The organism is Blautia liquoris (assembly GCF_015159595.1).
GTDB classification, from domain to species: domain Bacteria; phylum Bacillota; class Clostridia; order Lachnospirales; family Lachnospiraceae; genus Novisyntrophococcus; species Novisyntrophococcus liquoris.
Genome location: NZ_CP063304.1, coordinates 960,786 through 985,569, shown reverse-complemented (window position 1 = coordinate 985,569; position 24,784 = coordinate 960,786). Strand labels below are relative to the sequence as shown.

Sequence of the window (24,784 nt, the reverse complement as noted above, 5' to 3'; positions counted from 1 at the left end):
TCAGTCATCCCTGTTTCGAACACCGCCAGAAAGGATCAGCAGACGCAGAAGCTGTAGTAAAGAGCCAATAACTGCAGCCACATAAGTCATTGCCGCAGCCGTTAAAACTCTCCTTGTGCCCTTAATCTCCGCATCACCTAATATTCCTGTTGTATTGAGCATTTTTAATGCCCTCCCGGAAGCATTGAGCTCTACCGGAAGAGTGACGATCTGAAAAATCAGAGCGCCACAAAATAGTACAATTCCGGCCGTCACGAGTGGTTTCCATGAAAAAATCAATCCCACCAGAAAAAGCGGCCAGGATAACTGAGAACCGAAATTTGCCACCGGAACGATTGCACTTCTGACCTTGAGCGGGACATAATTTCTTGCATCCTGCACTGCATGGCCGCACTCATGGGCCGCCACTCCAATCGCTGCAATGGATGTACTCCCGTAAACAGACTGGGATAAACGCAGCACCTTATGTGACGGATCGTAATGATCCGTCAATTTCCCCGACACATGTTCAATTGTCACATCATAGATACCGGCTGACTGTAGAATTCGCTGTGCGGCCTGTGCTCCGGTAAGTCCGCTTGCGGCGTTTACCTGACTATACTTCGAAAATGTTGCATTCATTCTCGCAGAAAAAAATGCAGAGACAGCAAATGCTAGTATGATAAGTACATAAGTTGGATCAAGTCCCCAAAAAAGCATATTCATTCACTCCTTATATTCCTAATCTTGTGCCTGGGATTACCTCATAACCTCGTAAGAACGCATCACAGGTCATGCGCTTTTTCCCTTCCATCTGTATTTCCAAAAGCCTTATCTCACCATCTCCTGTCTGAACACGGATGCTTACTTCATCCGTCCCGGTCACAGTCCCGGGATCAATATCCGGCTTCTTTGTCCCCTCAGCTTTAGTCATCTCATCAGAAGTCGAAGCTTTCCAAATCTTAAGTGTTTTGCCTGACAGATGCGTATATGCACTCGGCCAAGGATTCATTCCACGGATCAGTCGCTCGATTTCCACAGCATCTTTGCTCCAGTCAATTAGTCCGTCGGATTTTTTTATCATTCTTGCATACTTGGTCGGACTTTCTTTAGGCTGTTTAAGCGGCGTAATCTGTCCGTTCTCCAGCTTTATGAGTGTGTCGACAAGCAGCCTGGCTCCCGCTTTTGACAACTTGTCAAACAAGCTGCCTCCCGTCTCGCCGGCATCAAGCGGCACAATTGCTTTCGAAAGAATATCTCCGGTATCAAGGCCTGCATTCATTTGCATAATTGTGACTCCGCTCTCCCTTTCACCATCGATGACTGCCCACTGGATCGGTGCCGCCCCACGGTATTTCGGCAGAAGGGAGGCATGGACATTGAGACATCCAAATGTCGGTATATCCAGAATACTCTGGGGAATAATCTGTCCAAATGCAGCGACTACCACAACATCCGGTTTCAGATGTTTTAATGTTTCTACAAATTCCGGGGCTCTCACCTTCACTGGCTGATAAATCGGAAGATTATGTGACACAGCCACACTTTTCACCGGTGTAGGATGCAGCTTTTTACCTCTTCCTCTCGGCCGGTCAGGCTGGGTTACAACACCGATCACTTCATGACCGGCTTTTTGAATCGCTTCCAAAGTTCCCACAGCAAAATCGGGCGTTCCCATAAAAACTATTCTCATTCATATCACCATTTTAATCCTCTTCAATTACTGTATTGTCTTTTAGCTCCCCCTGAACATGTGAAGTATACAAGATACCATCCAGGTGTTCACACTCGTGGCAGATTGCACGAGCCAGAAGATCTCTTCCCTCCAGCTCAAATGGTTTCATATCCACATCGTATGCTTTTACTTTTACATAATCCGGCCGTGTCACAATTCCGCACTTTCCCGGGAGACTCAGGCATCCTTCTTCTCCTGTCTGCTCTCCGGATGTCTCCAATATCTGGGGATTGATCAGTGCATGGGGAGTCCCATCCGTATCAATGACAACGATTCTCTTTAAGATTCCAACCTGAGGCGCTGCAAGTCCAACCCCCATTGCATCGTACATCGTCTCAAACATATCATCAACCAACTGCCTGATTCTGGGTGTAGCTTCCTTTACCGGACGGCACACCTTGTTCAGTACCGGATCTCCAAATTCTCTTATCTTTCTAATTGCCATTATCTTTCTTGTCCTTTCTTATCCTTAAATATCACTGAGGTTGGGGTCAAAAGTAATTTGACCCCATATGATACAAGGTCATGCTTTTTCATGCGAGCATGAAACGCAGGACCTTTTGACCCTGGTATCATATCAATTTATGTCGTACTGTATATATATGGGGTCGAAACCCTTATTGATCTCAATGTATCTTTCCAGGTATTCCCGAATTGCAACAAGTTTTTCTATCGACTCCTGTCTGATATAAAGCACATTTCTGTACATATCATTTATTTTAGAAACATTTTCCGCAGCCGGACCTATAATCTGGAATCCATCCTTATCACAGATCCGATCCAGGTATCTGCGAATGTAGTCCATCGCTTCTTTCAATGTATCTTCTCTGTCACACGAGCCATGGACTGCCAGTAAATTAGAAGCGGGCGGATATCCCATGACCCGGCGGTATGAGATCTCTTCCTGATAAAACTCCTCATAATCCTGATTGATCGCCGCCTGTATGCTGTAGTGTTCGGGATGGTAAGTCTGAATCACAGCTTCACCCGGAAGATTTCCCCTTCCGGACCGTCCCTCTGCCTGAACAAGCAGCTGATAAGTCCTCTCCGCTGCACGATAATTGCTGGCATATAAAGACAGATCCGCAGACAGCACACCCATCAACGTCACATTCGGGAAATCATGTCCCTTCACGATCATCTGAGTTCCAATCAGAATATCATATTCCTTCTCGGAGAATGCCTTAAGAATCTTCTGGTATCCTTCCTTTCCTCTCGTTGTATCCAGATCCATCCTCGCAATGCGTGCGCCTGGAAATCGCTTTGCAACCACCTGTTCAATCTGCTGCGTTCCGGCTCGGAATCCCCCGATATAAGGTGATCCGCACTTAGGGCAGTGACTGACCATCGTTGTTTCATAACCGCAGTAGTGGCATACCAGCTTTCCATTCGCATGGATGGTAAGCGAAACATCGCAATGCGGACACTTCATCACATGTCCGCACGAGCGGCAAGATACAAACCCTGCGTAACCCCTTCGATTCAGAAAGAGCATCGTCTGCTCCCCTGTCTCCAAACGCTTTTGTATTGCACTTTGAAGTCTTCGGCTCAGAATAGAGCGGTTTCCCTGTTTCAATTCTTCCCGCATATCCACCGAATATACTTTCGGCATACATGCTTCCTGATATCTGCTGTTCAGTTCAAATAGGGCATACTCACCTTTCTCACACCGATAGTAAGACTCCAGCGAAGGCGTTGCTGAACCGAGCACCACATGGGCTCCTTCAAGCCTTGCCCGCTCAATGGCAGTCTCTCTCGCATGATACCTCGGAGTCGATTCGCCCTTATAGGTTGTTTCATGCTCCTCATCTATGATAATAAGCCCCAGATTAGGAAATGGAGTAAACAGGGCAGACCTGGGGCCGATCACGATCTGTACCTGACCCTTTCTGGCTCGTTCCATCTGATCGAAACGCTCAGCCCGGGTCATCTTAGAATTCTGAACGGTTACCTGATCGTGAAAATAGCCATAAAACCGTCTGATATTCTGATAAGTCAGCGCAATTTCCGGAATCAGCAGAATTACCTGCTTCCCTTTTGACAGCATTTCCTCCATTAACTTCATATAAATCAGAGTCTTCCCGCTTCCCGTGACCCCTTTAATCAGGCAAGTTCTATTCTCATGTTTCCATTCTTCCAGAATCTGATCAAACACCGCATTCTGTTCTTTCGACATCTGAAGGACCGGGGTGCCCTGCATCCTGCTGTCTACCGGATTGCGGTACACAGTTCTGCTTTTGATGCTCAGCACTCCCTGTTCTTCCAGCGTTCGCATAACACCAGCTGAAACACGAAAATCCTTCAGGGCATCCTTATAGGCCATCTTTTGCTTTTCCATCAGTCCGGCAAGAACTCTTGCTCTCGCCTTCTGATTCTTCTTTTCATAATATTCGAGCCGTTCTGACGCCTGATTTTGACTCAGGTTTATAACAACATAACGTTCTTCCTTTTCACTGCCTTTTTTTCTTACAGGAATCACTGTTTTCAAGGACTGAATCATCGTGGATCCATAAGTTTTCTTCATCCATCCGGCCAGAGCGATCATCCTGGATAAAGCTGCGTCTTCTTCTGAATTAAGCGATTCCACTTCTTTCATCTTCTCTTTGGGATATTTCGGTGTCTGACTGATACCAATCACATAGCCCAGTATCCTCCGATTTCCATTTCCAAAGGGAATAAATACCTGACTTCCCACAGAAACATGGCCCTCCAGATTCTCTGGAATCTTATACTGAAACGTACGGTCCAGCTTTTCATGGGTGATATCCACGATTATATCGGCATAATTACTGCCCATAATGCCTCCTAATTATTCTTATCTTCCTGCAATATGTCAGCGATCAGTTCCCTCTCATCCATATGGTGCTTTGTAGTTCCGATAATCTGATAATCCTCATGTCCCTTCCCCGCAAGTACAATGATGTCGCCTGGTTCTCCATGATGAATCGCATAGGCGATTGCCTTTTTTCTGTCAGAGATCTCCACGTATCTTCCTTTCGTCTTATGGATACCTGTTTTGATATCCTCAATAATCGCCTGCGGATCTTCCTTTCTTGGATTATCCGAGGTAATGATTGTAAGATCAGCCATATTCCCGGAGATCTCTCCCATCTCAAAACGTCTGTCCCGGTCTCTGTTTCCGCCACATCCAAACAGACACACAATTCTATGGGGCTGATATTCCCGAAGAGATGATAACAGGCTTTCAAGACTCATGGAGTTGTGTGCATAGTCTATCATCAGCGTAAAATCATCCGAAACCCTCACCATCTCCATACGGCCTTTTACCTTTGCCTTTTTCAGTGCATCTATGATGTTCTGCTCGGACACCTGAAAATGTCGGCATATGGCAATCGCTGTAAGCGAATTATAAATGCTGAATTTTCCGGGAACATCGATTTCCACAGAAAAATGCATCAGACCTTCTACTGTATATGCGATGCCAAGATAGCCCGGGGTTTTGACCAGTCTGGGACTGATTGCCCGAAGATTGGCATCCTTATGAAAACCGTAAGTCTCTAACTTACAGGTATGCCCCTGGATCATCAGATCATAATGTTCATCATCGCGGTTTACAATTCCCACTTTGCACTGACTTAAAAGTTTCCTCTTACATGCCAGATATTCCGCAAAATTCTCATGCTCACCCGGTCCTATATGATCTGGCTCAATGTTCGTAAAGATTCCATAATCGAAGATAACTCCTGCCACACGGTCCATCTTCAATGCTTGTGAAGACACCTCCATCACGACACAGTCACATCCGGCATCGGCCATCCTTTTAAAATACTCCTGTACCAGATAGGATTCGGGCGTTGTGTTCTCAGACGGAATCACCTCGTCTGCTATAATCGTCTCGATCGTTCCGATCAGACCGACTTTATAACCGGCATTCTCAAGGATTGAACGCACCATGTAAGTAGTTGTAGTCTTTCCCTTTGTGCCTGTAATCCCAATCGTAGTAAGGCTCCCAGACGGATTGCCAAACCATGCGGCCGATATGAGAGCCAGAGCATATCTGCTGTTTTTCACTTTGATCACAGTGATATCTGCGGGTACATCAACGGCTTTTTCAACCACCAGAACCGATGCACCCTTTTCTGCTGCACCTTTGGCAAACTTGTGACCGTCCACCACAGCTCCCGGCATGCATACAAAAAGAGAGTCTTTGACAACCTTCCTTGAATCAAAGACTACTCCTTTCACCTCTCTTTTTAAACTACCCTGCAGGCACTCATAATCTAACTTTACTAATAGATCTGTTAGTTTCATATATTAATAATTCTCCCGATAATAATCGTAATAATGATACAATGGTCAAAAGGTTATGTATTTCATGCTTGTATCTTACCATAACTAACGGGTTATTTCAATATTCAGCTGAAAGAGACGGGTTATTTATAAAGTCAGGTTCCGGATCATCTTTTGCCGCATAAGTTAAATAAAAAGGCTATTTATGGAAATTTATACGGTGAAAGAGGGTGACACCCTCTATTCAATTGCCAGCCACTATGGTATTTCCGTAGATCGGCTGATCTATGACAATCAGTTAAATACAGATGGTATCCTTGCAGAGGGCCAGGCGCTTCTGATCCTGATTCCGAAACTGATTCACAGGGTAAAGCATGGTCAGTCGGTTACTTCTATCGCCGCGTCATATGATGTACCAGTCAAACAAATCTACCAGAACAATCCGTATTTACTGAATCAGAAGTATATTACAGAAGGTGATTTTATTGTTATCAGCTATACAGGTGAACCGTCCCTTAATTTAAAATCCACCGGATATGCTTATCCCTATATTCGTAAAGATATCCTAAGAGAAGCCCTGCTCTATCTGGATGAGCTGCGGATCTTCTCCTATGGATTCAATGAAAACGGCAATCTGATTCCTCCAGTTAATGAAGATCCGATTCTAACCGAAACAAAGGACTTTGGAGTGAGTCCTGTCCTGGTACTGACCCCTCTATCAGCCGAAGGAACTTTCAATAATCAGCTGGTGAAAGTCCTTGTGGAGAACAAAGACGCCCAGGAACAGCTTGCCAATGAATTACTGGAGGTCATGAGATCAAAAGGTTATGAAGGTGTCGATGTCGACTTTGAATATATACTTGCTGAAAACCGTGAGGGATATGCTGAATTCATCTCATATCTGAGTGAGAAACTGTCTGTGGAGGGTTTCCGGGTGTCTGTAAGTCTTGCACCGAAAATCTCTGCTGATCAGCCTGGAGTGCTGTACGAAGGTGTAGACTACCAGCTTCTCGGAGAAGCTGCAGACAGTGTATTTCTTATGACTTATGAGTGGGGATATACATAGAAGCATGTAAGATATATACAATTGCAGGGCATATTTAGATGGAGGATTTTTAACTGAATTCGTTTTTTGGAAACACAATCTCCACGCAAAACTCCTGCCCTTCGATTCTGGCCTGGATTTCTCCGTCCATACGGAGCACCAATTCCCTGGCAATCGATAGCCCAAGGCCGCTCGAAGTCTTGCTGCGTGCTTCATCCGCCTTATAAAACCGCTCAAATACCTGTGAGACATCGATTTCTTTTGCATCTTCCACCTGATTTTTTACTTGCAGGAAAATTTGTTCCTGCATGGAAAACAGGGCAATGCTGATTTTCTTTTGCCCATGGTCCAGTCCATTTTTTATAAGATTCTGCAGCACACGCCGAATCCCCGGTTCATTTCCCTTTATAAAAAGAAGCTTTTCTGATATGTGTATTTCTGGTTTGATTCCCCGTGCAGTCCATTCATTGTAGTAAGAAAAGATGGTGCTTTTTACGATTTTGTTGATACAGCAGGTGGTCAATTCTAAGTGAAATGTATCATTTTTCAGTTTCGTAAAGGTAAATAGCTCTTCCAGCATAGCCTTTAAACTGGTGATGCGTTCCTGTATGATTTTCATATACTGCTTCTGTTCCATGGGGCTTTCACAGTTTTCCATCAGTTGAACATATCCATCCAGTGAAGTCAGAGGGGTGCGGATATCATGGGAAAGGTTCGTATAGGTGTCCGAAATCATCTTTTCCTTTTGCAGATATTCCCTTTTCTCTCTTCTGCGCACTCCCATCCATTCATTTAAGAGATCCGCCAGTTCACCAATCCCGCCAAAATCTGTCTCCCTGGTAATCAACATATTGCTGTCATATTTCATCAGAAATGCCAATTGGCGGCAGATGTCCTTCACCTGCCGCTGATATTTCCAAAATAATGCCCCCTGTATCAAAATGATTGCTATCAATATCCCAAGCCATAGCTTCATGTTAGATATCTCTCTTTCCAAATACCCGTCCCGTGACCGCCGTCGCCCCAATTCCGAACACCGCTGCGACACAGACAGCCGCAAGAATGGATTTACTCCCCGGTGCCATAGGTAATAATGCAATCTTTCCTGTTACCGTATAATCGAACAATTGAAAATTCTTTGCTCCCAGCTTGTGGATAAAAACATCTACAACACTATAGATAAGTCCCATCAGATTCATACTCAGGCAAATAGAGATTGCCATACTAAGTACACTACTGTTCAGTATGACTGCAATTGCCATGCAAATCAGAACCAAGGCGTAATGCAGTAACATCTGTGTGAAAAAGTATTTCAGTAGATTGCTCTTGTCTCCCCACACCAAATAACCGAAGCATACCTGCTGCATTACAATCTGTAGAATCAGATATAAACACAAGCTTAATCCTGTATAAATAAAAAGTGCGATAGCTCTTGAAAAAATCAAATTTCCCCGGCTTTTGACCTGTCCCCCAATATTTTTGATATAACCGCTGTTAATATCCGCGCTCGAAAAAAGAACCGCAAAAATCAGTATAAATAACGCGATGAACTTTGATTGCAGATTTGCATATACCTGATCAAAGACCGTTACCTTCTCACCTGGCTGCGTGGGAAGCGATACAGACATTCCCAGATTTATCTCTTCCGATTCTTCGGATTGAACACTGCTTTCGGTCTGTTGGTTCAAAGCTTCCTTATTTAAATCCTGTGTATCTAATTTGGACATCCATGTAGTAAAAATGACCGCTGCTGCAATAAGAATCCAGATAACATAGGTACTTTTCGTCCGAAACATCCGATACAAATCCATTTTTATCATATTAAGCATTTTGGTTTCCCCCCGTCAGATTTAGAAAATATGTTTCCAGTTCTTCGCTGGTGATGGAAATTCCCCTCACCGGAATTCCCTCTTTTGCCAGCTCCATATTGATGCTGGCACTCTCATTCAAACGTTCAAAAATATGAATATGGCTTTTATCTGTCACCTGATAGTTGTTAAATCCCATTCTGTCTAAGACCGGAAGCGCTTGCTTTGGATGTTCCAGCGTGATTTCAATCCGCTCACTGCAGTGCTTCATCAGCTCCTCTCTTGTCAGCTCCTGCAAAAGACTGCCATTATGGATGATTCCATAATCCGTAGCGATTCTGGACAACTCCTCTAAAAGATGACTGGATATCAAAATCGTCATATTGCGCTCATCCCGGAGTTTTTGTATGGTATCTCTCACCTCCGCAATTCCCTGTGGGTCTAAACCATTTATAGGCTCATCAAGTACCAGGAGATCTGGTTCCCCTACCAACGCCAGCCCAATTCCCAGACGCTGCTTCATTCCCAAGGAAAACTGTTTGGTTTTCTTCTTACCTACATCTTCAAGACCAACTGTCCGCAAAATATCTTCGATATATCCTTTCTTTTTGATTCCGAACAGTTTACATTTAATATTCAGGTTTTCATACGCATTCATGCCACCGTATAATCCGGGGGCTTCAATCAGACATCCTACACGTGAACGGATTTGCTTTAGCTCTTTCCCGCTGTAGCCAAACATTTCAATTGTGCCGCTGGTAGGCTTTGACAGACCACTGATCATCTTCAGGCAAGTTGTCTTCCCGGCACCATTTCTGCCAATAAATCCATAAATGGCACCTTTTTTTATGTGGATATCCACCTGATCGACTGCATTATGATGGCCGTATTTCTTCGTCAGACCCTTTGTACTCAATAGTAACTCATTCAATTTTTCTGTCTCCTTTTTCTTATCTGCTGTTATCATACCGGAAAAATCTTAATCAAACGCAAATAAAAAGTAAAAAAAGAGTAAAGATTTCTCACGCATGCAGGCGGTATCCGATTCCCCACACCGTCTCAATGTATTCCTCTTCGGTAACCGTCTTGATTTTTTTTCGGATATTACTGATATGTACGTCCAGGGTCTTTGTCTCTCCCATATAATGTTCTTCCCAGGCGTATTCGAAGATATCTTCTTTACTGAATACCTGCTTCGGGTGCTTTATGAGCAATTCCAAGATTGCAAATTCCTGCTTTGTGATTTTCGGAAGGGAAGTGTCCGAAATCCGCACCTCAAAACTCTCCCTGTCCAGCATCAGTTCTTTATAAGATAGGTTACACGATTCCGGTTCCTGCTGTATATGACGAAGTTGTACCTGAATGCGTGCCAAAACCTCCTGTATCTCAAATGGTTTTGTGATATAATCGTCTGCCCCACTTGTAAGAAGTCCTATTTTTTCATCCAGGCTGTCTTTTGCCGTCAACACAATGACCGGAATATTCCCGGCTTTCCGAATTTCACGCAGTACTTCCTCCCCCGATATACCCGGCAGCATCAGATCCAGAAGAACCAGAGAACAGGCTGTCTGATTCATCTGCAATAACATCCTTGCCTCGGTACCCGAAAAAGCCTGGACGGTATGATACCCCGCCTGTCTTAATGCTGTTTTTAAAAGATTATTGATATCCGTATCATCCTCCACAATCAGAACTGTGGTCTTTTGCTCCATATTAATTTATCCTTATGCTGTTATTTTTTGTCGTATTTCCATTTCTAGTTCATTCGAAAGGTATTCATCGCCCATACAGTGTAGATCTGAGACTCCTTTAAAGAAGCAATGGTTTAAACCGCCATTGCTTTTCCTGCTGCAATATCCATCAACTCTCTTTCACTTTCGACCTCGCATAGGTACGGATATGTACGCATACGTTTCTCGAATTGAGCCTCTATCTTTTGTGCCTGATCGGCATTCTTCTCAAAAAGAAGAGCATACGCATATTCTGTGCGGATTACAGATGGGTTGTTTCGCATCTGTTTTATAAAGTTTATATATTCTTCGGTCCTAAGCTCCTCAATGAAATCGTTGTCTTTTTCCTCGATGAGTTCGCAAAAAATACGGTCACAGATTAATAGATTTCGAAGCAGTGGGATCATAGCTTTATCTGTACCAAGCAAATCGTCTATCAAAGCAGATGCTTCAGAAAATTGATGCATATCCATAAAACGGTTTACTGAAAAGACCGCTGTGGTTGCTGTTAGACTGTTGCTTATAGATTCTTTGTCCGGTACCGTAAACCATTCCCCAGGCATATCCTTAATCCGTATATTTTTTGATGTAGCCTCGTTCACTTTTAACTGTACCCAAAAGTCATGTAGCGCAACGGGATTGTTCCTAAGCATATATGCGTTGCGCCCATCATTATCAACAGCACCAATTCGCAAAGGAATCGCATTTATTAAAGCACTGACAATTCCAAATATACTCATGAATAAAAAGAACATGGAAACAAAATATACATTTTTCAAAACATAATATAATCCCCAAAAAACCGGGGCAGAAATCACATTAAACATAGAACCACCAAGATTATAGAGTACAAATGGTATTTTACCGTCCGCCATATCCGGAGGGACCATGAGGCACTGTCCGCCTGTTCCCTGGAGCGAATAACGCCGAAGTATTAATTTTCCATTATCATCTTTTATCCACATAAAATTTCCAATCCGAAAAGAGGAAAAACGGTATCCGGTCATTAGACCAAAAAACAGATGGCCTGCCTCATGAATAATGATCTGAAGAAAATAAGAAAAATATAGCAGGGCGAGAAGCACGAAAAATGTCCCTATATATTTCTCGGGAGATAACTCCCCTATGAGGGATTCCAAAAATAGTGCTATAATGATCCCACATATGACTGCAAATCCCATTGGAATCAATAGCGTTCGTATTTTCGCAAATTTTTTTGATTTGATTTTATCCTTTTTCATAAGCTCATGCACCTTTTTTTATACATTATTTATACCATACAAGACCGCTAAAGGCAATATCCATATTTGGGGGAAAAAGGGGCTGAAGAAAAAATAATGGTAAAGCTAAATCTCCTGTGGTATAATTGGCAAACAACTGTTCGAATGCCAAAATACGAAAAAAGCATAGATCAACCGAAAGTTGCGCAATAGTTGGTTGTGGCAACCTTCGTTTTTTAGTAGAATAGAGACAGAAAAAAGAAAGGAGAACAGAAAATGTTGGGTTATCAATTGGCAGCAATTGCAGTTTTAATAATCTATCTTGCAATTGCTGCTGCAGCTATCTATCTTCTTGTGCTGGTTATCAAAGCACTGAGAAAATATATCAATTCAAAAGAAGTCAGAGAGGAAAAACAGATTGTCAGAAAATCTCTGGCCGAGGCGCTTCGTGAAAATCGTGTGCGCTGTAAAATGACACAGGAATTTGTTTCTGAGACTCTGGGCGTCAGCCGACAGGCCGTTTCAAAATGGGAAAATGGAACTTCCGATCCAAGCACCTCGAACCTGATCGCCCTTGCCAATCTTTATGGAGTTTCTGCTGAAGAGTTATTAAAATCCGTCGAGGATAACTCCAGGGCAAAGCAATCGAAAAATAAAGAAGTGAAAAGGGAGGAAGGCGAATCATGAGGGTCCAACAACAATCCATGATTTGCGGTGATTCCTATGGCACTGTATAATGATGGAATGCCTCTGTATCTACAGATATAAAGGCATTCCATAAAATCACTTCTACTCCTGTCTTTTCAGTTTTGTAACCGCAAGACCCACACCCAGGCAGGCGGCCGCAAATAAGAGCTGAATCCCAAGGCCTTTCCAAATCGTAATTTTCATGCTATCTGACAGCCGTCCTGAAACAGACAGTAAATCATTAATCTTCTCATACCAATACACGGGCAGAAAAACTGCCACTTTCTTTACCTCAACACTTAACATGCTAAGTGGTATGAATGCACCACATAGAAATGACATTCCCAGAGAAAGCACATTGACGACTCCATTAATCGCTACTTTATCTTTCACTGTATTCCCCACTAAAAATGATATGGAAAGTGCTACCACCAGCAAGGCCAGACTGTTCATCAGATAGTAAGGAAGCAAGACATCTCCTGTAAATTCTTTTCCATACAAGATTGCAGTAAACAGCATACACATGCACCAGAAGCCCAGACCAATGACAGCAAATGCCAGAAAGGATTCCAGTGCCTCTCTTCTCCCCGATATAGCTGATGCACGCATTCTGTTTTTCACATCCTTATTATTAAATGCAGCAAGAATAAAGCTCAATACGTAGCTTAAGGCGGCAATCATGATATAGGGCAGGAATTGGAACAGATAGGAATGCATGGATGCTGCTCCACCATTTCCATTCGGATCTGCAAGCTTAACTATGCTCTTTTCCCGCTCCTGAATTGCTTTTTCTATCTCTTCGTCAGAGAATCCCGCAGCTTTATACGTTCTTAAATGATTCAGGAAACCACTTATCTGTTGTTCTACATATGCACCGGAATAAGTCCCTGGCCTTGCCGTTTCCTTTACAGCCGCTTCACCGGATATGAGCTTCTGCTCAAAATCTTTTGGAATCCACACAATATATTCAATGTTTCCATAATACATCTCCTCTTGAAGCAGTTCTTCATCATGTGAATATTCTTTTATATGATGCACGTCTTTTAGATATTCCTTTAACAGACGTGCCAGATTCCCTTTATCTTCATCTACAATCGCTACCTTGTTCTTTACCGCTGCAAAATTATCCAGTTCTTCACTGGTATATGTCTTTTGCATAAAAACAGCCATGGTAAAAAAGATGATAAAGTACATCAGCATCGTTCCGATATTTCGGCTGGTTATCTTCATATAGCCTTTAAACACTCTCATAGCACTCCTTTCTGACAATCAGGTAGGCTCCTGCAAGCATCAATATGCCAAGGACTGCCAGTGTACCAAGATCTCTGTAAAACCGCCTAGGATTATCATATACATTGATACAATAGAATGCGTCTGTAATCAATGCCGCCGGATTCACCCGATTCAAAAGGGGGGCATGTTTTTCCACAATATCCTTCATCCCTCCAACCATCAGACCTGACAAGAAGCCGCATGTCATGGAAACTCCCAGCATAATACCGACTTTGAGATTTTCCGTAATTCTTCCTGCACTTCCGACCAGGATTCCCAAAGACACACCAATCATACTGCCTATACCGGATACAAGCAGCATCTTACCCATCTCTCCGTCAAATCCGATTCCCAGAATAAATCTCAGGTAAAGAACCAGGATACTCACATTCACAAAATGAATGATAAATATTCCAAACATATCGGAAGCAATGATTTTTAATTTGTGTGTAGGCGTAATGCACCGCCTTGCCGCCAGTGGGGTTAAGTTGGCCTGCAGACCGAGAGCCGCATCAAACCCAAGAAAACAGCCGTACATACATGCCATCGCAATAAGCGCATAAAAATACTGAACATTTCCATCAATGGTCTTTCCTTTCAGGGATACGCTTTGCACCAGATTCTGATAATTGCTCATGCTGGAAATTGCAGCATTCATACCCTCCGGATGTATCTGCCCTATCTGCGTCATCATTTTGGCAGAATCTACATAACTGTTTAGAAGCGATTCCAGGATGCTCTCTTCTATCCCTTTTGCGGCAACGGTCAGACTTATCTGATCCTCTGTATAAAAGATCCCCTTTACCTCTTTTTCTTCCAGTGCTTTCGCCGCCACATCCTCTGTCATGTATTGAACCTGTATGATATCAGAATCACTTTCTTCTATTTCCTGCAGAAAGTGTTGAAAGTTGTCTGCTTCCTGACTCACTTCTCCCACAACCACTGCCACCGGGATCGTAGAGAAATCCGCTTCATCCATCTTTCCGATTGTAAAGTAAAACAGAGTTCCCAGAATAATCGGGAATAAAAGAGCCCAGAACATACTGGATCCATTTCTTAAGCTGGATTTAAATCTATATTTTAATAAATGCAGCATATCTCCCCCCTAATCTCTTAACTGCTTTCCCGTGATTTCCAGAAAAACATCATTCAGTGTCGGTAACTGAGAAGAAACCTGCCCAAAGGGGATTTCTTGCTCCTGCATATAATTCAGAATCCGTACCAGGTTGTGTCTTGCCTCACTGCAGCGGACAGTCAAAACATCCTCTTTATATTCAACCTGAAATACATGTCGGATTGCTCTTATATCCGACACCTGAGATTGCTCCAGTTGAATATTCTCTATGGTGATGGCTTCTCCGGTCTTAATCATCTTCTTCAGCTCCTCTTTCGTTCCTATGGCAATACTTCTTCCATGGTCCATAATCGCGATTCTGCTGCAGATTTGTTCTGCCTCCTCCATATAATGTGTAGTATAGATAATCGTAGAACCCTGTTTATTCAATTCCTGAATACCCTCGAGAATTTTATTGCGGCTTTGGGGATCTACAGCAACTGTTGGCTCATCCATGATAATCAGCCTGGGTTTATGTGCGATTCCACACGCAATATTTAATCTACGCAAAAGCCCTCCCGATAGTTTTTTGGGACGCATCTTCTCATAATTTTCCAAACCCACGAATGCAATCGCTTCCTGCACATATTGCTTTTTCTTATCACGCTCCTTAACATATAAGCCGCAGAAATAATCTATGTTTTCATATACCGTCAGTTCGTCAAATACTGCCACATTCTGAAGAATTACTCCGATCTGCCGTTTTACCTCATAGTTATCCGGCGTCATCTTCCTGCCAAAGATTTCGATATTTCCTTTATCGTATTTCAGCAGAGAAAGAAGACAGCCGATGGCCGTGGATTTTCCGGAACCATTCGGCCCCAGAAGCCCGAAAATCTCTCCTTCGTCAATTTCCAGGTTCAGATGATCCAAAGCCAGTAAATCTCCATATCTTTTTACCAGATTTTCTATTTTTATCATATTTTTCTCCTTGAATATCATGTTTCAGATTTTTCTTAATTATAATCGAACCTGCATCAGAAGTTAAGTGAGCGGTGTCAGAATATATTGTGACAAATGTCATCTGTATATTACTTTACTAATTCCCGGACACCCCTTATAATGATACCAGGGTTCAAAGGATATGCGTTTTATGTTTATAAAAGCAGGGGGATTCTTTATGCATCGCGCCATAGATTATGCTGTTTTAATCATCTACTGTTTTCTCTTGGTATTGTTCATTCCGGTGGATACTTCTTTTATTGCAGCTTTTTTGCTCACCGTTATTTTTACTTCTTCCATATATTGTATCGGCAAAAAGCAATACAGTTTCGCTGCCGCTGCTCTTTATACTTTTCTGGCACTGTTTTTTCCTTCTCTTTACATCTTTATTCCTGTTTTTCTGTACCACATGCTGCAGTATGAACTTTATGTTCCAATCGTAGTTAGTCTCCTTGGGCTTTGCTGGCATTTGTACGGAAAGTCGAACGAAGTTTTCTTTCTCATTTTATTCGGACTGCTTCTTTCCTTTGTACTTCAGAAGAAGACCACCGAATATCAGGCATTAAAGGCAAAATTCAGACAAACCCGCGACGATTCCACAGAGCTTAATCTATTGCTCGATCATAGAAATAAAACGCTTCTGGAGAAGCAGGATTACGAGGTTTATACTGCCACCCTGCGGGAGCGTAACCGCATAGCAAGGGAAATCCATGATAATGTGGGGCATATGCTGACCAGATCCATCCTCACACTCGGCGCAGTAAAGACTGTAAACAAACAAGAAGGGCTTTCTCCTCTTCTGGATACTTTCGAGCAGTCGTTGAATACCGCTATGGACAGTATCCGAAGCAGCGTACATGATTTGCATGATGAATCCATAGACTTAAGTGAGGTAATAAAAAGTCTGATCAGTGAGTTTACATTTGCCCCGGTAGAACTTGAATATGATATGGGACTTGATGTTCCAAAAGAAATCAAATATAGTTTTATCAGCATTACAAAAGAGGCTTTGACGAATGTCGCCCGGCACAGCAACGCCACCCGGGTACACATCACTATGAGAGAACACCCGGGCCTCTACCAGATCTCCATCCATGACAATGGAACAAAAGAAAGTACGGCTGCATCGACGGGTATCGGCATTTTAAATATGAGAGATCGAGTTGAAGCACTACAGGGACATATGCAAATCCTCCGGGAACATGGATTTAAACTTTTTATAACAATTCCGAAAACGTATAAAGACAGGAGACGATAACCATATGAGGCTTATACTAATCGATGATGATTGTCTGGTTACACAGGCTTTAAAAATTATATTGGAAACAAATGAAGATTTTCACATACTGGCAATCGGAACCACCGGGCAGGAAGCGATCACGCTTTTTAGAAAACATCGTCCGGACATCCTGCTTATGGACATCCGCATGAAGGGGATGGATGGGCTGGAGGCATCAGCTAAAATTCTTTCCGAATTTCCTGGAGCAAAAATCCTGCTGCTCACTACATTTTCCGACGATGAATACATAGTAAAAGCACTAAAACTCGGAGCGAAAGGTTATCTGTTAAAGCAAGATTATCCGAGTCTGCTCCCTGCCCTTGAAGCTGTCTGCAACGGTCAGACCGTCTTTGGAAGTGAGATTACAGAGAAGATACCAAACCTTCTTCATAATCATGCAAGTTTTGATTATACCAGATATGACATTCATGGACGAGAGTTGGATATTATTACTTTAATTGCAGAGGGGTATAGCAACAAAGAAATTGCGGATACACTTTATCTGAGCCAGGGTACTGTGCGGAATTACTTAAGTTCCATACTCGATAAGCTTCAGTTGAGAGACCGCACGCAATTAGCGGTATTTTATTATCAGCATGTGTCGTAACCCCCCTTGCTTTAGCTATGGGATATAAGAAACATACATAAAACGTCAGAAACCGAACTGTCTCGTAACAGACAGTCCGGCCACAACAGATAATCGTTCCTCATAGCATTTGTCAATCAATTTTTTCGCCCATATAACAGCGCAGCATCTCCGGATATGTAATTTGAGCCATGTACTTTAAGATTGCATAAATCTCTTCTTTCGTGGTGTCCCTGCAATAGTCATCATAGAACTTTGCAACAGCGGCTCCATTCTTTACGGTTTCTGTCAGCATTACAAAACCACCTTTCAGCTATTACTTTATTCTATGTCCGTACAGATTGTACGAATTTATAAGACGAGGCGGTAATTCTGAAAATGCTAAACTACACTTTGTCTATCTCAAACAAAATTATTCTTGATGTCAAACAATTTGTTTTCCAAAAATCATCAAATTCCATGTCAAAGAATATATAAATTAATGAAATGTTTTTTCATTTGTTTCGATCCAAGAAAGGAAATACATGAAAAGCGAAAATGAATATTTTATGTATTTACGCAAAAGCCGTGCAGATCGAGAAGCAGAATTGCATGGTGAAGGTGAAACCCTATCCCGCCATAAAAAGATTTTACTGGCCTTTGCCCAAAAGAACAACTTACATGTAACACAGATATATAAAGAAGTTGTCTCCGGAGAAACTATATCGGAACGTCCAGAAATACAAAACATGCTCGCAGAAATCGAGAAGGGTTATTGTACAGGTGTAATTGTCATAGAGGTGGAACGTCTGGCTCGTGGTGATACAAAGGATCAAGGTATCATAGCGGAAACATTCAAGTATTCAAACACAAAAATCATAACCCCGACAAAAACTTACGATCCAAATAATGAGTTTGACGAGGAATATTTTGAATTTGGACTGTTTATGTCCCGCCGTGAATATAAAACAATTAATCGCCGCATTCAAAATGGACGGATTGCATCTGCCAAAGAGGGAAAATTTCTGGGAAGTGTCGCCCCTTACGGATACCGCAAAGTTAAAATTAAGAATGACAAGGGTTATACCTTAGAACCGGATCCGAATACTGCGGATGTTGTGCGTATGATCTTTCAATGGTCCAAAAATGGGGTTTTACAAGGCAATGGTACCTACAGGCATTCAGGGTCTTCTTCCATCGCCAGAAAGCTAGACTCCATGCATATAGCGCCCCCTAAGGGGGATTACTGGTCTAGGGAAACGATCGCCGATATTTTACGCAATCCAGTATATATGGGTAAGATACGATGGTCAAATAAAAAAACAGTCCGTGTGATAAAAAACGGAACTATAAAAAAAGTGGAGATAAAGAACGATAATCCTATTTACGTGGACGGACTTCATGAGCCACTAATTACGGAACCACTTTTTGAAGCTGTACAAAAACAAAGATCTAAGAACAGAAAAACACCCCTGCAGATAAATGCATCCTTGAAGAATCCATTATCTGGTTTCGTTTATTGCGGAAAGTGCGGGCATCTTATGACGCGTCTTGGATCCAATTCACATACCCCGTACGATGCGCTCATCTGCCCGAACAAATACTGCGATAATATTTCCAGCCCCTTATATCTTGTAGAAGAAAAACTGATTCTATTTCTGAATGAATGGATAAAGGCCTATACGCTAAATTGGGATCTCTGTGAGCAGGATATTTTTCCTGTTGATGAGGAAATTCAATTAAAGAAGAAAGCTTTGACCACGGCGAGCCAAAAACTCAAAGACCTGAGAGATCAAAAGAACAATGTCTATACATTGCTGGAAAAGGGTATCTATACCATTGATGTCTTCAATGAGAGAAGCCGTGTACTAAAAGAACAGATTTGTCTGATGGAAAAAGATATTCAATTTTTAAATGATGACTACAAATCTACACAGACTGCGCAAGAATCGAAAGAAATCTTTTTACCATCTGTAAAAAATATCGTAAGTACCTATTGGTCTGTCAAAGACATAAAGATTAAGAATGATATGCTAAGAAGCATACTAATAAAAGTCGTATACCATAAGAATACTCCAAATAAAAAGGGGCAGCGTAATAACCCTGCCTTTACTCTTGACATCTATCCCAAAATACCTAAGGCAGAATCACTTATGTCTTAGGTGAGGATATACGTACGGACCACCTATGGCTGTCGCTCCGATCGACAAAGTCAGACAGGTGCTTGACTATGCAGTGAAAGAAATCCCCAGATATAAGATCTATATGGGAATTCCAAACTATGGATATGACTGGACACTCCCCTTTGAAAGGGGCGTATCCAGAGCAAGGGTGCTCGGTAATGTCGAAGCGATTGAACTTGCAATTCGAAACAGAGCCGATATTCTCTTTGATGAAACGGCACAATCGCCTCACTTTACGTATGTTATAGATCAAGTGCAGCATGAGGTATGGTTCGAGGATGTAAGAAGCATGAAAGTAAAGTATGAAACTGCAGGCGAATATCTGTTTTTTGGAATTGGATACTGGAATCTCATGAGACCGTTCCGTGCTAACTGGCTGCTTCTCAATCATTTGGTGAACCAGACTTAAGCATATACGAATTCTGATATAGCAAAAGAGCGGTACCAAAACATCTCTGCATTGGTCCGCTCTTAAAAATGAGGGGGGAGATAGTGAGTGGTTAATCAACTATCCAAGAAACATTATATCGACAATATGTGATCAAATTATGTCCACTTTATTAAAGTATTATAAATTTCAGCAATTTTCGGCAATTTCGTATATCAGCCGCTCGGAATCTTCCCAGGAAAGGCAGGGATCTGTGATGGACTTGCCATAGATATGATTCCCGTTTCCTATCTTCTGATTCCCAGGTTCTATATAGCTCTCAATCATGAGACCTTTCACAAGCTTTTTGATGTCAGCGGAATGTCCTCTGCTGTGCAGAACTTCTTTGGCGATCCGGATCTGTTCCTCATAATGTTTGTCAGAATTCGAATGGTTCGTATCTACAATCACAGCCGGATTTTTCAGATTAGTCTGCTGATATTTCTGCAGAAGAAGCTGAAGATCCTCATAGTGGTAATTCGGAATTGCATTACCATGTTTATTCACCGCACCCCGGAGGATTGTGTGTGCCAGCTGATTGCCATCTGTTTTTACTTCCCAGTTACGATATATGAATGTATGGTGTCCTTGTGCTGCAATCACTGAATTCAGCATCACAGAGAGATCACCGCTGGTCGGATTCTTCATACCGGCCGGTACATCAAACCCGGATACTGTGAGACGGTGTTCCTGATTCTCCACTGAACGTGCCCCTACTGCCACATAAGAGAGCAAATCGGACACATAACTCCAGTTTGACGGGTAGAGCATCTCGTCCGCCGGCGTAAGGCCGCTCTCCTCGATTGCCCGAATCAGAATCTTCCTCATAGCGACAAGTCCCTGAAGCAGGTTTGGTGCCTTTTCCGGATCCGGCTGGTGTACAATCCCCTTGTATCCCTGACCTGTAGTTCGCGGTTTATTCGTATATATACGTGGTATGATAATCAGCTTATCCTTCACTTTTTCCTGTACCGGAACAAGACGGCTGATATAATCACAGACTGAATCCTCATTATCTGCTGAACATGGTCCGATAATCACTAGAAACTTGTCCGACTCACCGGTAATTACGCTGGCAATTTCTCTGTCTCTTTCTTCCTTAATCTTGACTGATCTGCTTGTCAGAGGGTGTTCCTCACGTATCTGTTCCGGTGAAGGAAGCTCTTCCAGAAATGTAAAACTCATGAGCGTATCTCCTTTTATCATGTACTTGTAATACTCTACTTGCGTGGATGTGCTTTTGTATATACATCACGCATCTTGTAAATCCCCATATTCAGATACATATGTGTGGTGGAAATGTCCGAATGACCCAGCATTTCCTGAACACTTTTTAAATCCGCTCCATTCTGCAATAAATGAATGGCAAATGAATGCCTCAGAGTATGCGGTGTAATGTCTGCTACAATCCCAGCTTTATCTACATAACCCTTTAATACCTTCCAAAAGCCCTGACGGCTGATCGGTTTTCCTGAACAGTTCACGAAGAGATATTCCTCACTGTGAGCACCCAGGAGCACTCCCCTTGCCTCTTTTACGTAATTTTCCACTGCATGCTTTGCAGTATTTCCAAACGGTACAATTCTGTCTCTGTCGTGCTCCTGGCAGGTTATATAGCACAGACGCATATTGACATCCGACATCTTCAGATGAATCAACTCACTGACCCTTATTCCGGTTGCATATAACAGTTCCAGCATCGCCTTATCGCGAACTCCTTTAGGGGTGTTGGTATCCGGCTGGGAAAGGAGCAAGTCCACTTCCTCTACAGTCAAAATTTCCGGAGCTTTTTTTTCCACTTTCGGAGGCTTAAGGCCTTCCGTTGGATCAGTCTTTATATGATTCTCCTTCAACTGATATTGAAAAAAGGCCCGCATCGTGGCCACACTCCTTGAAACCGTTGAAGCGGCCAGATTTTGCCTCTCCAGATAAAGCATATATGAGTTCAGATTCGTATTCGTCACCATTTCTGCTGAATCAATCCCCTGCTGATCCAGCCAGGCAAACATTTTTCTCAAATCTCGTTCGTAGGAAACTTCTGTATTATGAGAAACCTTTTTCACGTTATGTAAATATTGTATAAACTCCTGAATTGCATTTATCATTACATTCACCTCAAATATCATTATTAAGATAAAAGCAATTCACCCTTCAAAACATTTAATGCCATTATATACACATATTTTTCAAAATGCAAATGCCAATTTTTCGCACTGTTAGCTCTCATCCTTGTATGACTCATAAATTAAACAAGATATCGAGATCTTATATCTTATGTCTACTACATCTTGTTAAAACATGATTTTAAAAAATTTTCCTGAATAAATTGACTATCACCGGATTTACATAGCATTCGACCAGTATACCCACGACAAGTAATAGTAATATCAAAACGCAGATGAGAAGATATTTACCATATTCTTTCATCCCGTCTATACTTTTTTTGCTGCTTTTTTCAGACATGAGGAATACCTGGTTAAAAAGAATCGCTATACCGGGAAGATAACAGATGATTGGAAGGAAAAGAGATCCCAGCAGATTAAGCATTCCCATGACCCCCAGCTGAAGAAGTGCTGCTGAGCAGATTAGACCGCCGAGGAATCCAAGCCAGATCAGTGCGAGATAAACCGCCGCCATACCACATGTCGTGAACCCAAGAACCATAAGCAGAACCGGCCCCCGAAGTCTCTCCCTTGTCAGATAATGGAGATAGTTCTTCACGCTTCCGTTGATCTTCATCCAACTTCCGGCATTTAAGATATTCAGTCCGGTAATCGCACCCGGGCGAATACTCCATGCCACATTTCCAAATATTATTCCTCCAAGAAATCCTCCAAGAAACATAAATAAGAAGATGCTTCCATAGGGCATCCTTGTGAATTTATAAAAATATCGTTTCAAATATCCTTTTTGCATAGAAATGCCCCCTTCTATTCATTGTATGAGTCTGGCCCATAACTTATGAACAGGGGGGACTTTTTTGAATTCTCAAGAATCAGATGATCTCGTCGTATAGCTCTTTTAGTGTCGGATAGATTTTTTTGAACTGTGTATATCTCTGATTATATTTTTGGACCAGTTCTTCTTCCGGTTCTATGGTATCCACAACTCTTATGAGCTGATCACAGGCATCAGATACACTGTCATATTCACCGCATGCCACTGCTGCCAGTATCGCTCCGCCGTAGCCTGGGCCTTCCTCTGATTCCGGAACATCCACTTTGATTCCAAGTACATTTGCGATGATCTTCTTCCACAACGCGCTTTTTGCCCCGCCGCCGCAGATCTTGGTCCGTCCAATTACAATTCCAAGAGATTTTGCAATCTCAAACGAGTCCCGAATGGCATATGCAACACCCTCCAGTACAGCCTGTGTCATATCTTCTCTGGTCGTATCCATCGTCATCCCGATAAAGGTGCCCCGGGCATTCGGGTTATTGTGCGGAGAACGCTCCCCCATCAGATAAGGAAGGAAAAACACATGATTTTCACCCAGATTTTTAATCTTTTCCTGCTCTTTGCCATAATCCTTCGTTTTGACAATTTCCTCCATCCACCATTTGTTACAGGATGCAGCACTGAGCATGCAGCCCATCAGATGAAAGTATCCGTCAGCATGATCAAACGAATGAAGACCATTGTACCGATCTACGCAAAACTTCTTACTCGGAATAAAAATCGTTCCGCTTGTTCCAAGGGAAATATTGCATTTTCCTTCACCGACTGTCCCGGTGCCCACGGCAGCGGCGGCATTATCCCCTGCCCCGGCAACGATTTTTACTGTCTTTGGAAAACCTAATTCATTCGCAATCTCCGGCTTGATTTCGCCCACAATGTCATAGCTCTCATATAACTTTGGAAGCATCTCTTCCCTGATATGACAGATATCAATCATTTCCTTCGACCAACATTTGTTTTCGACATCCAAAAGCAGCATACCGGATGCGTCTGAATAATCCGTACAATGCACTCCGGACAGCCGATAGGCGATATAGTCCTTCGGAAGCATGATCTTTGATATCTTTCTAAAATTCTCAGGCTCTTCTTCACGCATCCAAAGAATCTTCGGGGCTGTAAATCCGGCAAATGCGATATTCGCGGTATATTGGGAAAGTTTATCTTTCCCAATTACCTGATTCAGATAGTCAGTCTGTTTCTGACTACGTCCGTCGTTCCAGAGGATTGCAGGACGGATCACCTTGTCATCACTATCCAGAGTCACCAGGCCATGCATCTGTCCGCCGAAACTGATTCCCCCAATTTGGGACGTATCAAAGTCCCTGGTCAGTTCCCTCAGCCCTTCTATAACCGCTTTCCACCAGTCGTCCGGATTCTGCTCGGACCACCCAGTATGCGGGAAGAACAGTGGATATTCTTTGGAAATGATATTTTTGATCGCACCGCCGCCTTCCATCAGAAGGAGCTTTACCGCAGATGTTCCCAAATCAACGCCTATATAATACATATGTAATCTCCTGATTTTGATAAAGTGTATGGGTACCAGAGATTGCTCCGTGCTGTTACGCGCCTGCAATCCGTGTATCATA

The 24,784-nt window shown here is 42.6% G+C and carries 23 protein-coding genes and 1 pseudogene; 6 read left to right on the top strand and 18 right to left on the bottom strand.

What is annotated here, in order from left to right; genetic code table 11:
- The 5 genes from INP51_RS04485 to INP51_RS04465 all read right to left on the bottom strand — a co-directional run bounded on the left by INP51_RS04485 (nucleotide 1) and on the right by INP51_RS04465 (nucleotide 5,986).
- Nucleotides 1-705, bottom strand: a complete 705-nt coding sequence (locus INP51_RS04485) for a zinc metallopeptidase (RefSeq protein ID WP_193736533.1) — start codon at nucleotides 703-705, stop codon at nucleotides 1-3.
- Nucleotides 706-712: 7 nt separating this feature from the next.
- Entirely contained in the window at nucleotides 713-1,672 is a 960-nt protein-coding gene (fmt, locus tag INP51_RS04480; protein WP_193736532.1) for a methionyl-tRNA formyltransferase, read from the bottom strand.
- Between the two features lie 13 nt (nucleotides 1,673-1,685).
- Nucleotides 1,686-2,159, bottom strand: coding sequence for a peptide deformylase (def, locus tag INP51_RS04475; RefSeq protein WP_193736531.1), 474 nt, complete (start codon nucleotides 2,157-2,159; stop codon nucleotides 1,686-1,688).
- Nucleotides 2,160-2,291: 132 nt separating this feature from the next.
- Complete coding sequence (gene priA, locus INP51_RS04470) at nucleotides 2,292-4,511, bottom strand: replication restart helicase PriA (RefSeq protein WP_193736530.1); 2,220 nt, start codon at nucleotides 4,509-4,511, stop codon at nucleotides 2,292-2,294.
- Nucleotides 4,512-4,519: 8 nt separating this feature from the next.
- Complete coding sequence (locus INP51_RS04465) at nucleotides 4,520-5,986, bottom strand: UDP-N-acetylmuramoyl-L-alanyl-D-glutamate--2,6-diaminopimelate ligase (RefSeq protein ID WP_193736529.1); 1,467 nt, start codon at nucleotides 5,984-5,986, stop codon at nucleotides 4,520-4,522.
- Between the two features lie 184 nt (nucleotides 5,987-6,170).
- On the opposite strand from INP51_RS04465, the gene INP51_RS04460 reads away from it, so the two are divergent.
- Nucleotides 6,171-7,031 (top strand): LysM peptidoglycan-binding domain-containing protein, encoded by an 861-nt coding sequence (locus tag INP51_RS04460; protein WP_193736528.1) that lies wholly within the window; start codon nucleotides 6,171-6,173, stop codon nucleotides 7,029-7,031.
- A 49-nt stretch (nucleotides 7,032-7,080) separates the two neighbouring features.
- Here the strand turns inward: INP51_RS04460 and INP51_RS04455 are convergent, their stop codons facing one another.
- The 5 genes from INP51_RS04455 to INP51_RS04435 all read right to left on the bottom strand — a co-directional run bounded on the left by INP51_RS04455 (nucleotide 7,081) and on the right by INP51_RS04435 (nucleotide 11,789).
- Nucleotides 7,081-7,986, bottom strand: a complete 906-nt coding sequence (locus tag INP51_RS04455) for a sensor histidine kinase (RefSeq protein ID WP_193736527.1) — start codon at nucleotides 7,984-7,986, stop codon at nucleotides 7,081-7,083.
- Nucleotide 7,987: 1 nt separating this feature from the next.
- Nucleotides 7,988-8,839 carry an ABC transporter permease gene (locus INP51_RS04450; protein ID WP_193736526.1) on the bottom strand — a complete coding sequence of 284 codons (852 nt, stop codon included), beginning with the start codon at nucleotides 8,837-8,839 and terminating at the stop codon, nucleotides 7,988-7,990.
- Nucleotides 8,832-9,785 carry an ABC transporter ATP-binding protein gene (locus INP51_RS04445; protein ID WP_193736525.1) on the bottom strand — a complete coding sequence of 318 codons (954 nt, stop codon included), beginning with the start codon at nucleotides 9,783-9,785 and terminating at the stop codon, nucleotides 8,832-8,834. Before INP51_RS04445 ends, INP51_RS04450 begins: the two co-directional genes overlap by 8 nt.
- Nucleotides 9,786-9,840: 55 nt before the next feature.
- A complete protein-coding gene (locus INP51_RS04440; RefSeq protein ID WP_193736524.1) occupies nucleotides 9,841-10,530 on the bottom strand; it encodes a response regulator transcription factor in 690 nt (229 codons plus the stop codon).
- A 113-nt stretch (nucleotides 10,531-10,643) separates the two neighbouring features.
- Entirely contained in the window at nucleotides 10,644-11,789 is a 1,146-nt protein-coding gene (locus INP51_RS04435) for a zinc metalloprotease (RefSeq protein WP_193736523.1), read from the bottom strand.
- A gap of 255 nt (nucleotides 11,790-12,044) precedes the next feature.
- Here INP51_RS04435 and INP51_RS04430 point away from each other — a divergent pair, with 255 nt between their 5' ends.
- The gene (locus INP51_RS04430; RefSeq protein ID WP_193736522.1) at nucleotides 12,045-12,455 is read left to right on the top strand and encodes a helix-turn-helix domain-containing protein; all 411 of its coding nucleotides are present in this window, start codon (nucleotides 12,045-12,047) and stop codon (nucleotides 12,453-12,455) included.
- A gap of 102 nt (nucleotides 12,456-12,557) precedes the next feature.
- Here INP51_RS04430 and INP51_RS04425 read toward each other — a convergent pair whose 3' ends face one another.
- Genes INP51_RS04425 through INP51_RS04415 form a run of 3 tightly spaced genes read right to left on the bottom strand, consistent with a single transcriptional unit; the run spans nucleotide 12,558 to nucleotide 15,762 of the window.
- The gene (locus INP51_RS04425) at nucleotides 12,558-13,706 is read right to left on the bottom strand and encodes an ABC transporter permease (RefSeq protein ID WP_193736521.1); all 1,149 of its coding nucleotides are present in this window, start codon (nucleotides 13,704-13,706) and stop codon (nucleotides 12,558-12,560) included.
- A complete protein-coding gene (locus INP51_RS04420) occupies nucleotides 13,693-14,823 on the bottom strand; it encodes an ABC transporter permease (RefSeq protein WP_193736520.1) in 1,131 nt (376 codons plus the stop codon). Before INP51_RS04420 ends, INP51_RS04425 begins: the two co-directional genes overlap by 14 nt.
- A gap of 9 nt (nucleotides 14,824-14,832) precedes the next feature.
- Nucleotides 14,833-15,762 carry an ABC transporter ATP-binding protein gene (locus INP51_RS04415; protein ID WP_193736519.1) on the bottom strand — a complete coding sequence of 310 codons (930 nt, stop codon included), beginning with the start codon at nucleotides 15,760-15,762 and terminating at the stop codon, nucleotides 14,833-14,835.
- A 199-nt stretch (nucleotides 15,763-15,961) separates the two neighbouring features.
- On the opposite strand from INP51_RS04415, the gene INP51_RS04410 reads away from it, so the two are divergent.
- The gene (locus INP51_RS04410) at nucleotides 15,962-17,041 is read left to right on the top strand and encodes a sensor histidine kinase (protein ID WP_193736518.1); all 1,080 of its coding nucleotides are present in this window, start codon (nucleotides 15,962-15,964) and stop codon (nucleotides 17,039-17,041) included.
- A gap of 4 nt (nucleotides 17,042-17,045) precedes the next feature.
- Nucleotides 17,046-17,669 (top strand): response regulator, encoded by a 624-nt coding sequence (locus INP51_RS04405; RefSeq protein WP_193736517.1) that lies wholly within the window; start codon nucleotides 17,046-17,048, stop codon nucleotides 17,667-17,669.
- A gap of 112 nt (nucleotides 17,670-17,781) precedes the next feature.
- Here the strand turns inward: INP51_RS04405 and INP51_RS04400 are convergent, their stop codons facing one another.
- Nucleotides 17,782-17,943 (bottom strand): hypothetical protein, encoded by a 162-nt coding sequence (locus tag INP51_RS04400; protein ID WP_193736516.1) that lies wholly within the window; start codon nucleotides 17,941-17,943, stop codon nucleotides 17,782-17,784.
- Nucleotides 17,944-18,196: 253 nt separating this feature from the next.
- Here INP51_RS04400 and INP51_RS04395 point away from each other — a divergent pair, with 253 nt between their 5' ends.
- Nucleotides 18,197-19,789, top strand: coding sequence for a recombinase family protein (locus tag INP51_RS04395; protein ID WP_207736895.1), 1,593 nt, complete (start codon nucleotides 18,197-18,199; stop codon nucleotides 19,787-19,789).
- A 4-nt stretch (nucleotides 19,790-19,793) separates the two neighbouring features.
- Nucleotides 19,794-20,219: pseudogene (locus INP51_RS04390) on the top strand (glycosyl hydrolase family 18 protein); the annotation flags it as partial.
- Between the two features lie 168 nt (nucleotides 20,220-20,387).
- Here INP51_RS04390 and INP51_RS04385 read toward each other — a convergent pair.
- The 4 genes from INP51_RS04385 to xylB all read right to left on the bottom strand — a co-directional run bounded on the left by INP51_RS04385 (nucleotide 20,388) and on the right by xylB (nucleotide 24,702).
- Complete coding sequence (locus INP51_RS04385) at nucleotides 20,388-21,422, bottom strand: 3-deoxy-7-phosphoheptulonate synthase (protein ID WP_193736513.1); 1,035 nt, start codon at nucleotides 21,420-21,422, stop codon at nucleotides 20,388-20,390.
- 35 nt (nucleotides 21,423-21,457) lie between these two features.
- The gene (gene xerD, locus INP51_RS04380) at nucleotides 21,458-22,342 is read right to left on the bottom strand and encodes a site-specific tyrosine recombinase XerD (protein ID WP_193736512.1); all 885 of its coding nucleotides are present in this window, start codon (nucleotides 22,340-22,342) and stop codon (nucleotides 21,458-21,460) included.
- Between the two features lie 199 nt (nucleotides 22,343-22,541).
- The gene (locus tag INP51_RS04375) at nucleotides 22,542-23,153 is read right to left on the bottom strand and encodes a stage II sporulation protein M (protein ID WP_193736511.1); all 612 of its coding nucleotides are present in this window, start codon (nucleotides 23,151-23,153) and stop codon (nucleotides 22,542-22,544) included.
- 79 nt (nucleotides 23,154-23,232) lie between these two features.
- Nucleotides 23,233-24,702, bottom strand: a complete 1,470-nt coding sequence (gene xylB / locus INP51_RS04370; RefSeq protein ID WP_193736510.1) for a xylulokinase — start codon at nucleotides 24,700-24,702, stop codon at nucleotides 23,233-23,235.
- Nucleotides 24,703-24,784 lie beyond the last annotated feature (82 nt).

Excerpts from the sequence above, each read along its gene's own strand:
- INP51_RS04425 (WP_193736521.1), bottom strand. The coding sequence starts at position 13,706 with ATGAGAGTGTTTAAAGGCTATATGAAGATAACCAGCCGAAATATCGGA.
- xerD (WP_193736512.1), bottom strand. The coding sequence starts at position 22,342 with ATGATAAATGCAATTCAGGAGTTTATACAATATTTACATAACGTGAAA.
- INP51_RS04460 (WP_193736528.1), top strand. The coding sequence starts at position 6,171 with ATGGAAATTTATACGGTGAAAGAGGGTGACACCCTCTATTCAATTGCC.
- xylB (WP_193736510.1), bottom strand. The coding sequence starts at position 24,702 with ATGTATTATATAGGCGTTGATTTGGGAACATCTGCGGTAAAGCTCCTT.
- INP51_RS04400 (WP_193736516.1), bottom strand. The coding sequence starts at position 17,943 with ATGCTGACAGAAACCGTAAAGAATGGAGCCGCTGTTGCAAAGTTCTAT.
- INP51_RS04415 (WP_193736519.1), bottom strand. The coding sequence starts at position 15,762 with ATGATAAAAATAGAAAATCTGGTAAAAAGATATGGAGATTTACTGGCT.
- INP51_RS04395 (WP_207736895.1), top strand. The coding sequence starts at position 18,197 with ATGTATTTACGCAAAAGCCGTGCAGATCGAGAAGCAGAATTGCATGGT.
- INP51_RS04465 (WP_193736529.1), bottom strand. The coding sequence starts at position 5,986 with ATGAAACTAACAGATCTATTAGTAAAGTTAGATTATGAGTGCCTGCAG.
- INP51_RS04420 (WP_193736520.1), bottom strand. The coding sequence starts at position 14,823 with ATGCTGCATTTATTAAAATATAGATTTAAATCCAGCTTAAGAAATGGA.
- INP51_RS04485 (WP_193736533.1), bottom strand. The coding sequence starts at position 705 with ATGAATATGCTTTTTTGGGGACTTGATCCAACTTATGTACTTATCATA.
- INP51_RS04375 (WP_193736511.1), bottom strand. The coding sequence starts at position 23,153 with ATGCAAAAAGGATATTTGAAACGATATTTTTATAAATTCACAAGGATG.
- INP51_RS04445 (WP_193736525.1), bottom strand. The coding sequence starts at position 9,785 with ATGATAACAGCAGATAAGAAAAAGGAGACAGAAAAATTGAATGAGTTA.
- INP51_RS04430 (WP_193736522.1), top strand. The coding sequence starts at position 12,045 with ATGTTGGGTTATCAATTGGCAGCAATTGCAGTTTTAATAATCTATCTT.
- INP51_RS04435 (WP_193736523.1), bottom strand. The coding sequence starts at position 11,789 with ATGAAAAAGGATAAAATCAAATCAAAAAAATTTGCGAAAATACGAACG.
- def (WP_193736531.1), bottom strand. The coding sequence starts at position 2,159 with ATGGCAATTAGAAAGATAAGAGAATTTGGAGATCCGGTACTGAACAAG.
- INP51_RS04440 (WP_193736524.1), bottom strand. The coding sequence starts at position 10,530 with ATGGAGCAAAAGACCACAGTTCTGATTGTGGAGGATGATACGGATATC.
- INP51_RS04455 (WP_193736527.1), bottom strand. The coding sequence starts at position 7,986 with ATGAAGCTATGGCTTGGGATATTGATAGCAATCATTTTGATACAGGGG.
- fmt (WP_193736532.1), bottom strand. The coding sequence starts at position 1,672 with ATGAGAATAGTTTTTATGGGAACGCCCGATTTTGCTGTGGGAACTTTG.
- INP51_RS04410 (WP_193736518.1), top strand. The coding sequence starts at position 15,962 with ATGCATCGCGCCATAGATTATGCTGTTTTAATCATCTACTGTTTTCTC.
- INP51_RS04385 (WP_193736513.1), bottom strand. The coding sequence starts at position 21,422 with ATGAGTTTTACATTTCTGGAAGAGCTTCCTTCACCGGAACAGATACGT.
- priA (WP_193736530.1), bottom strand. The coding sequence starts at position 4,511 with ATGGGCAGTAATTATGCCGATATAATCGTGGATATCACCCATGAAAAG.
- INP51_RS04450 (WP_193736526.1), bottom strand. The coding sequence starts at position 8,839 with ATGCTTAATATGATAAAAATGGATTTGTATCGGATGTTTCGGACGAAA.
- INP51_RS04405 (WP_193736517.1), top strand. The coding sequence starts at position 17,046 with ATGAGGCTTATACTAATCGATGATGATTGTCTGGTTACACAGGCTTTA.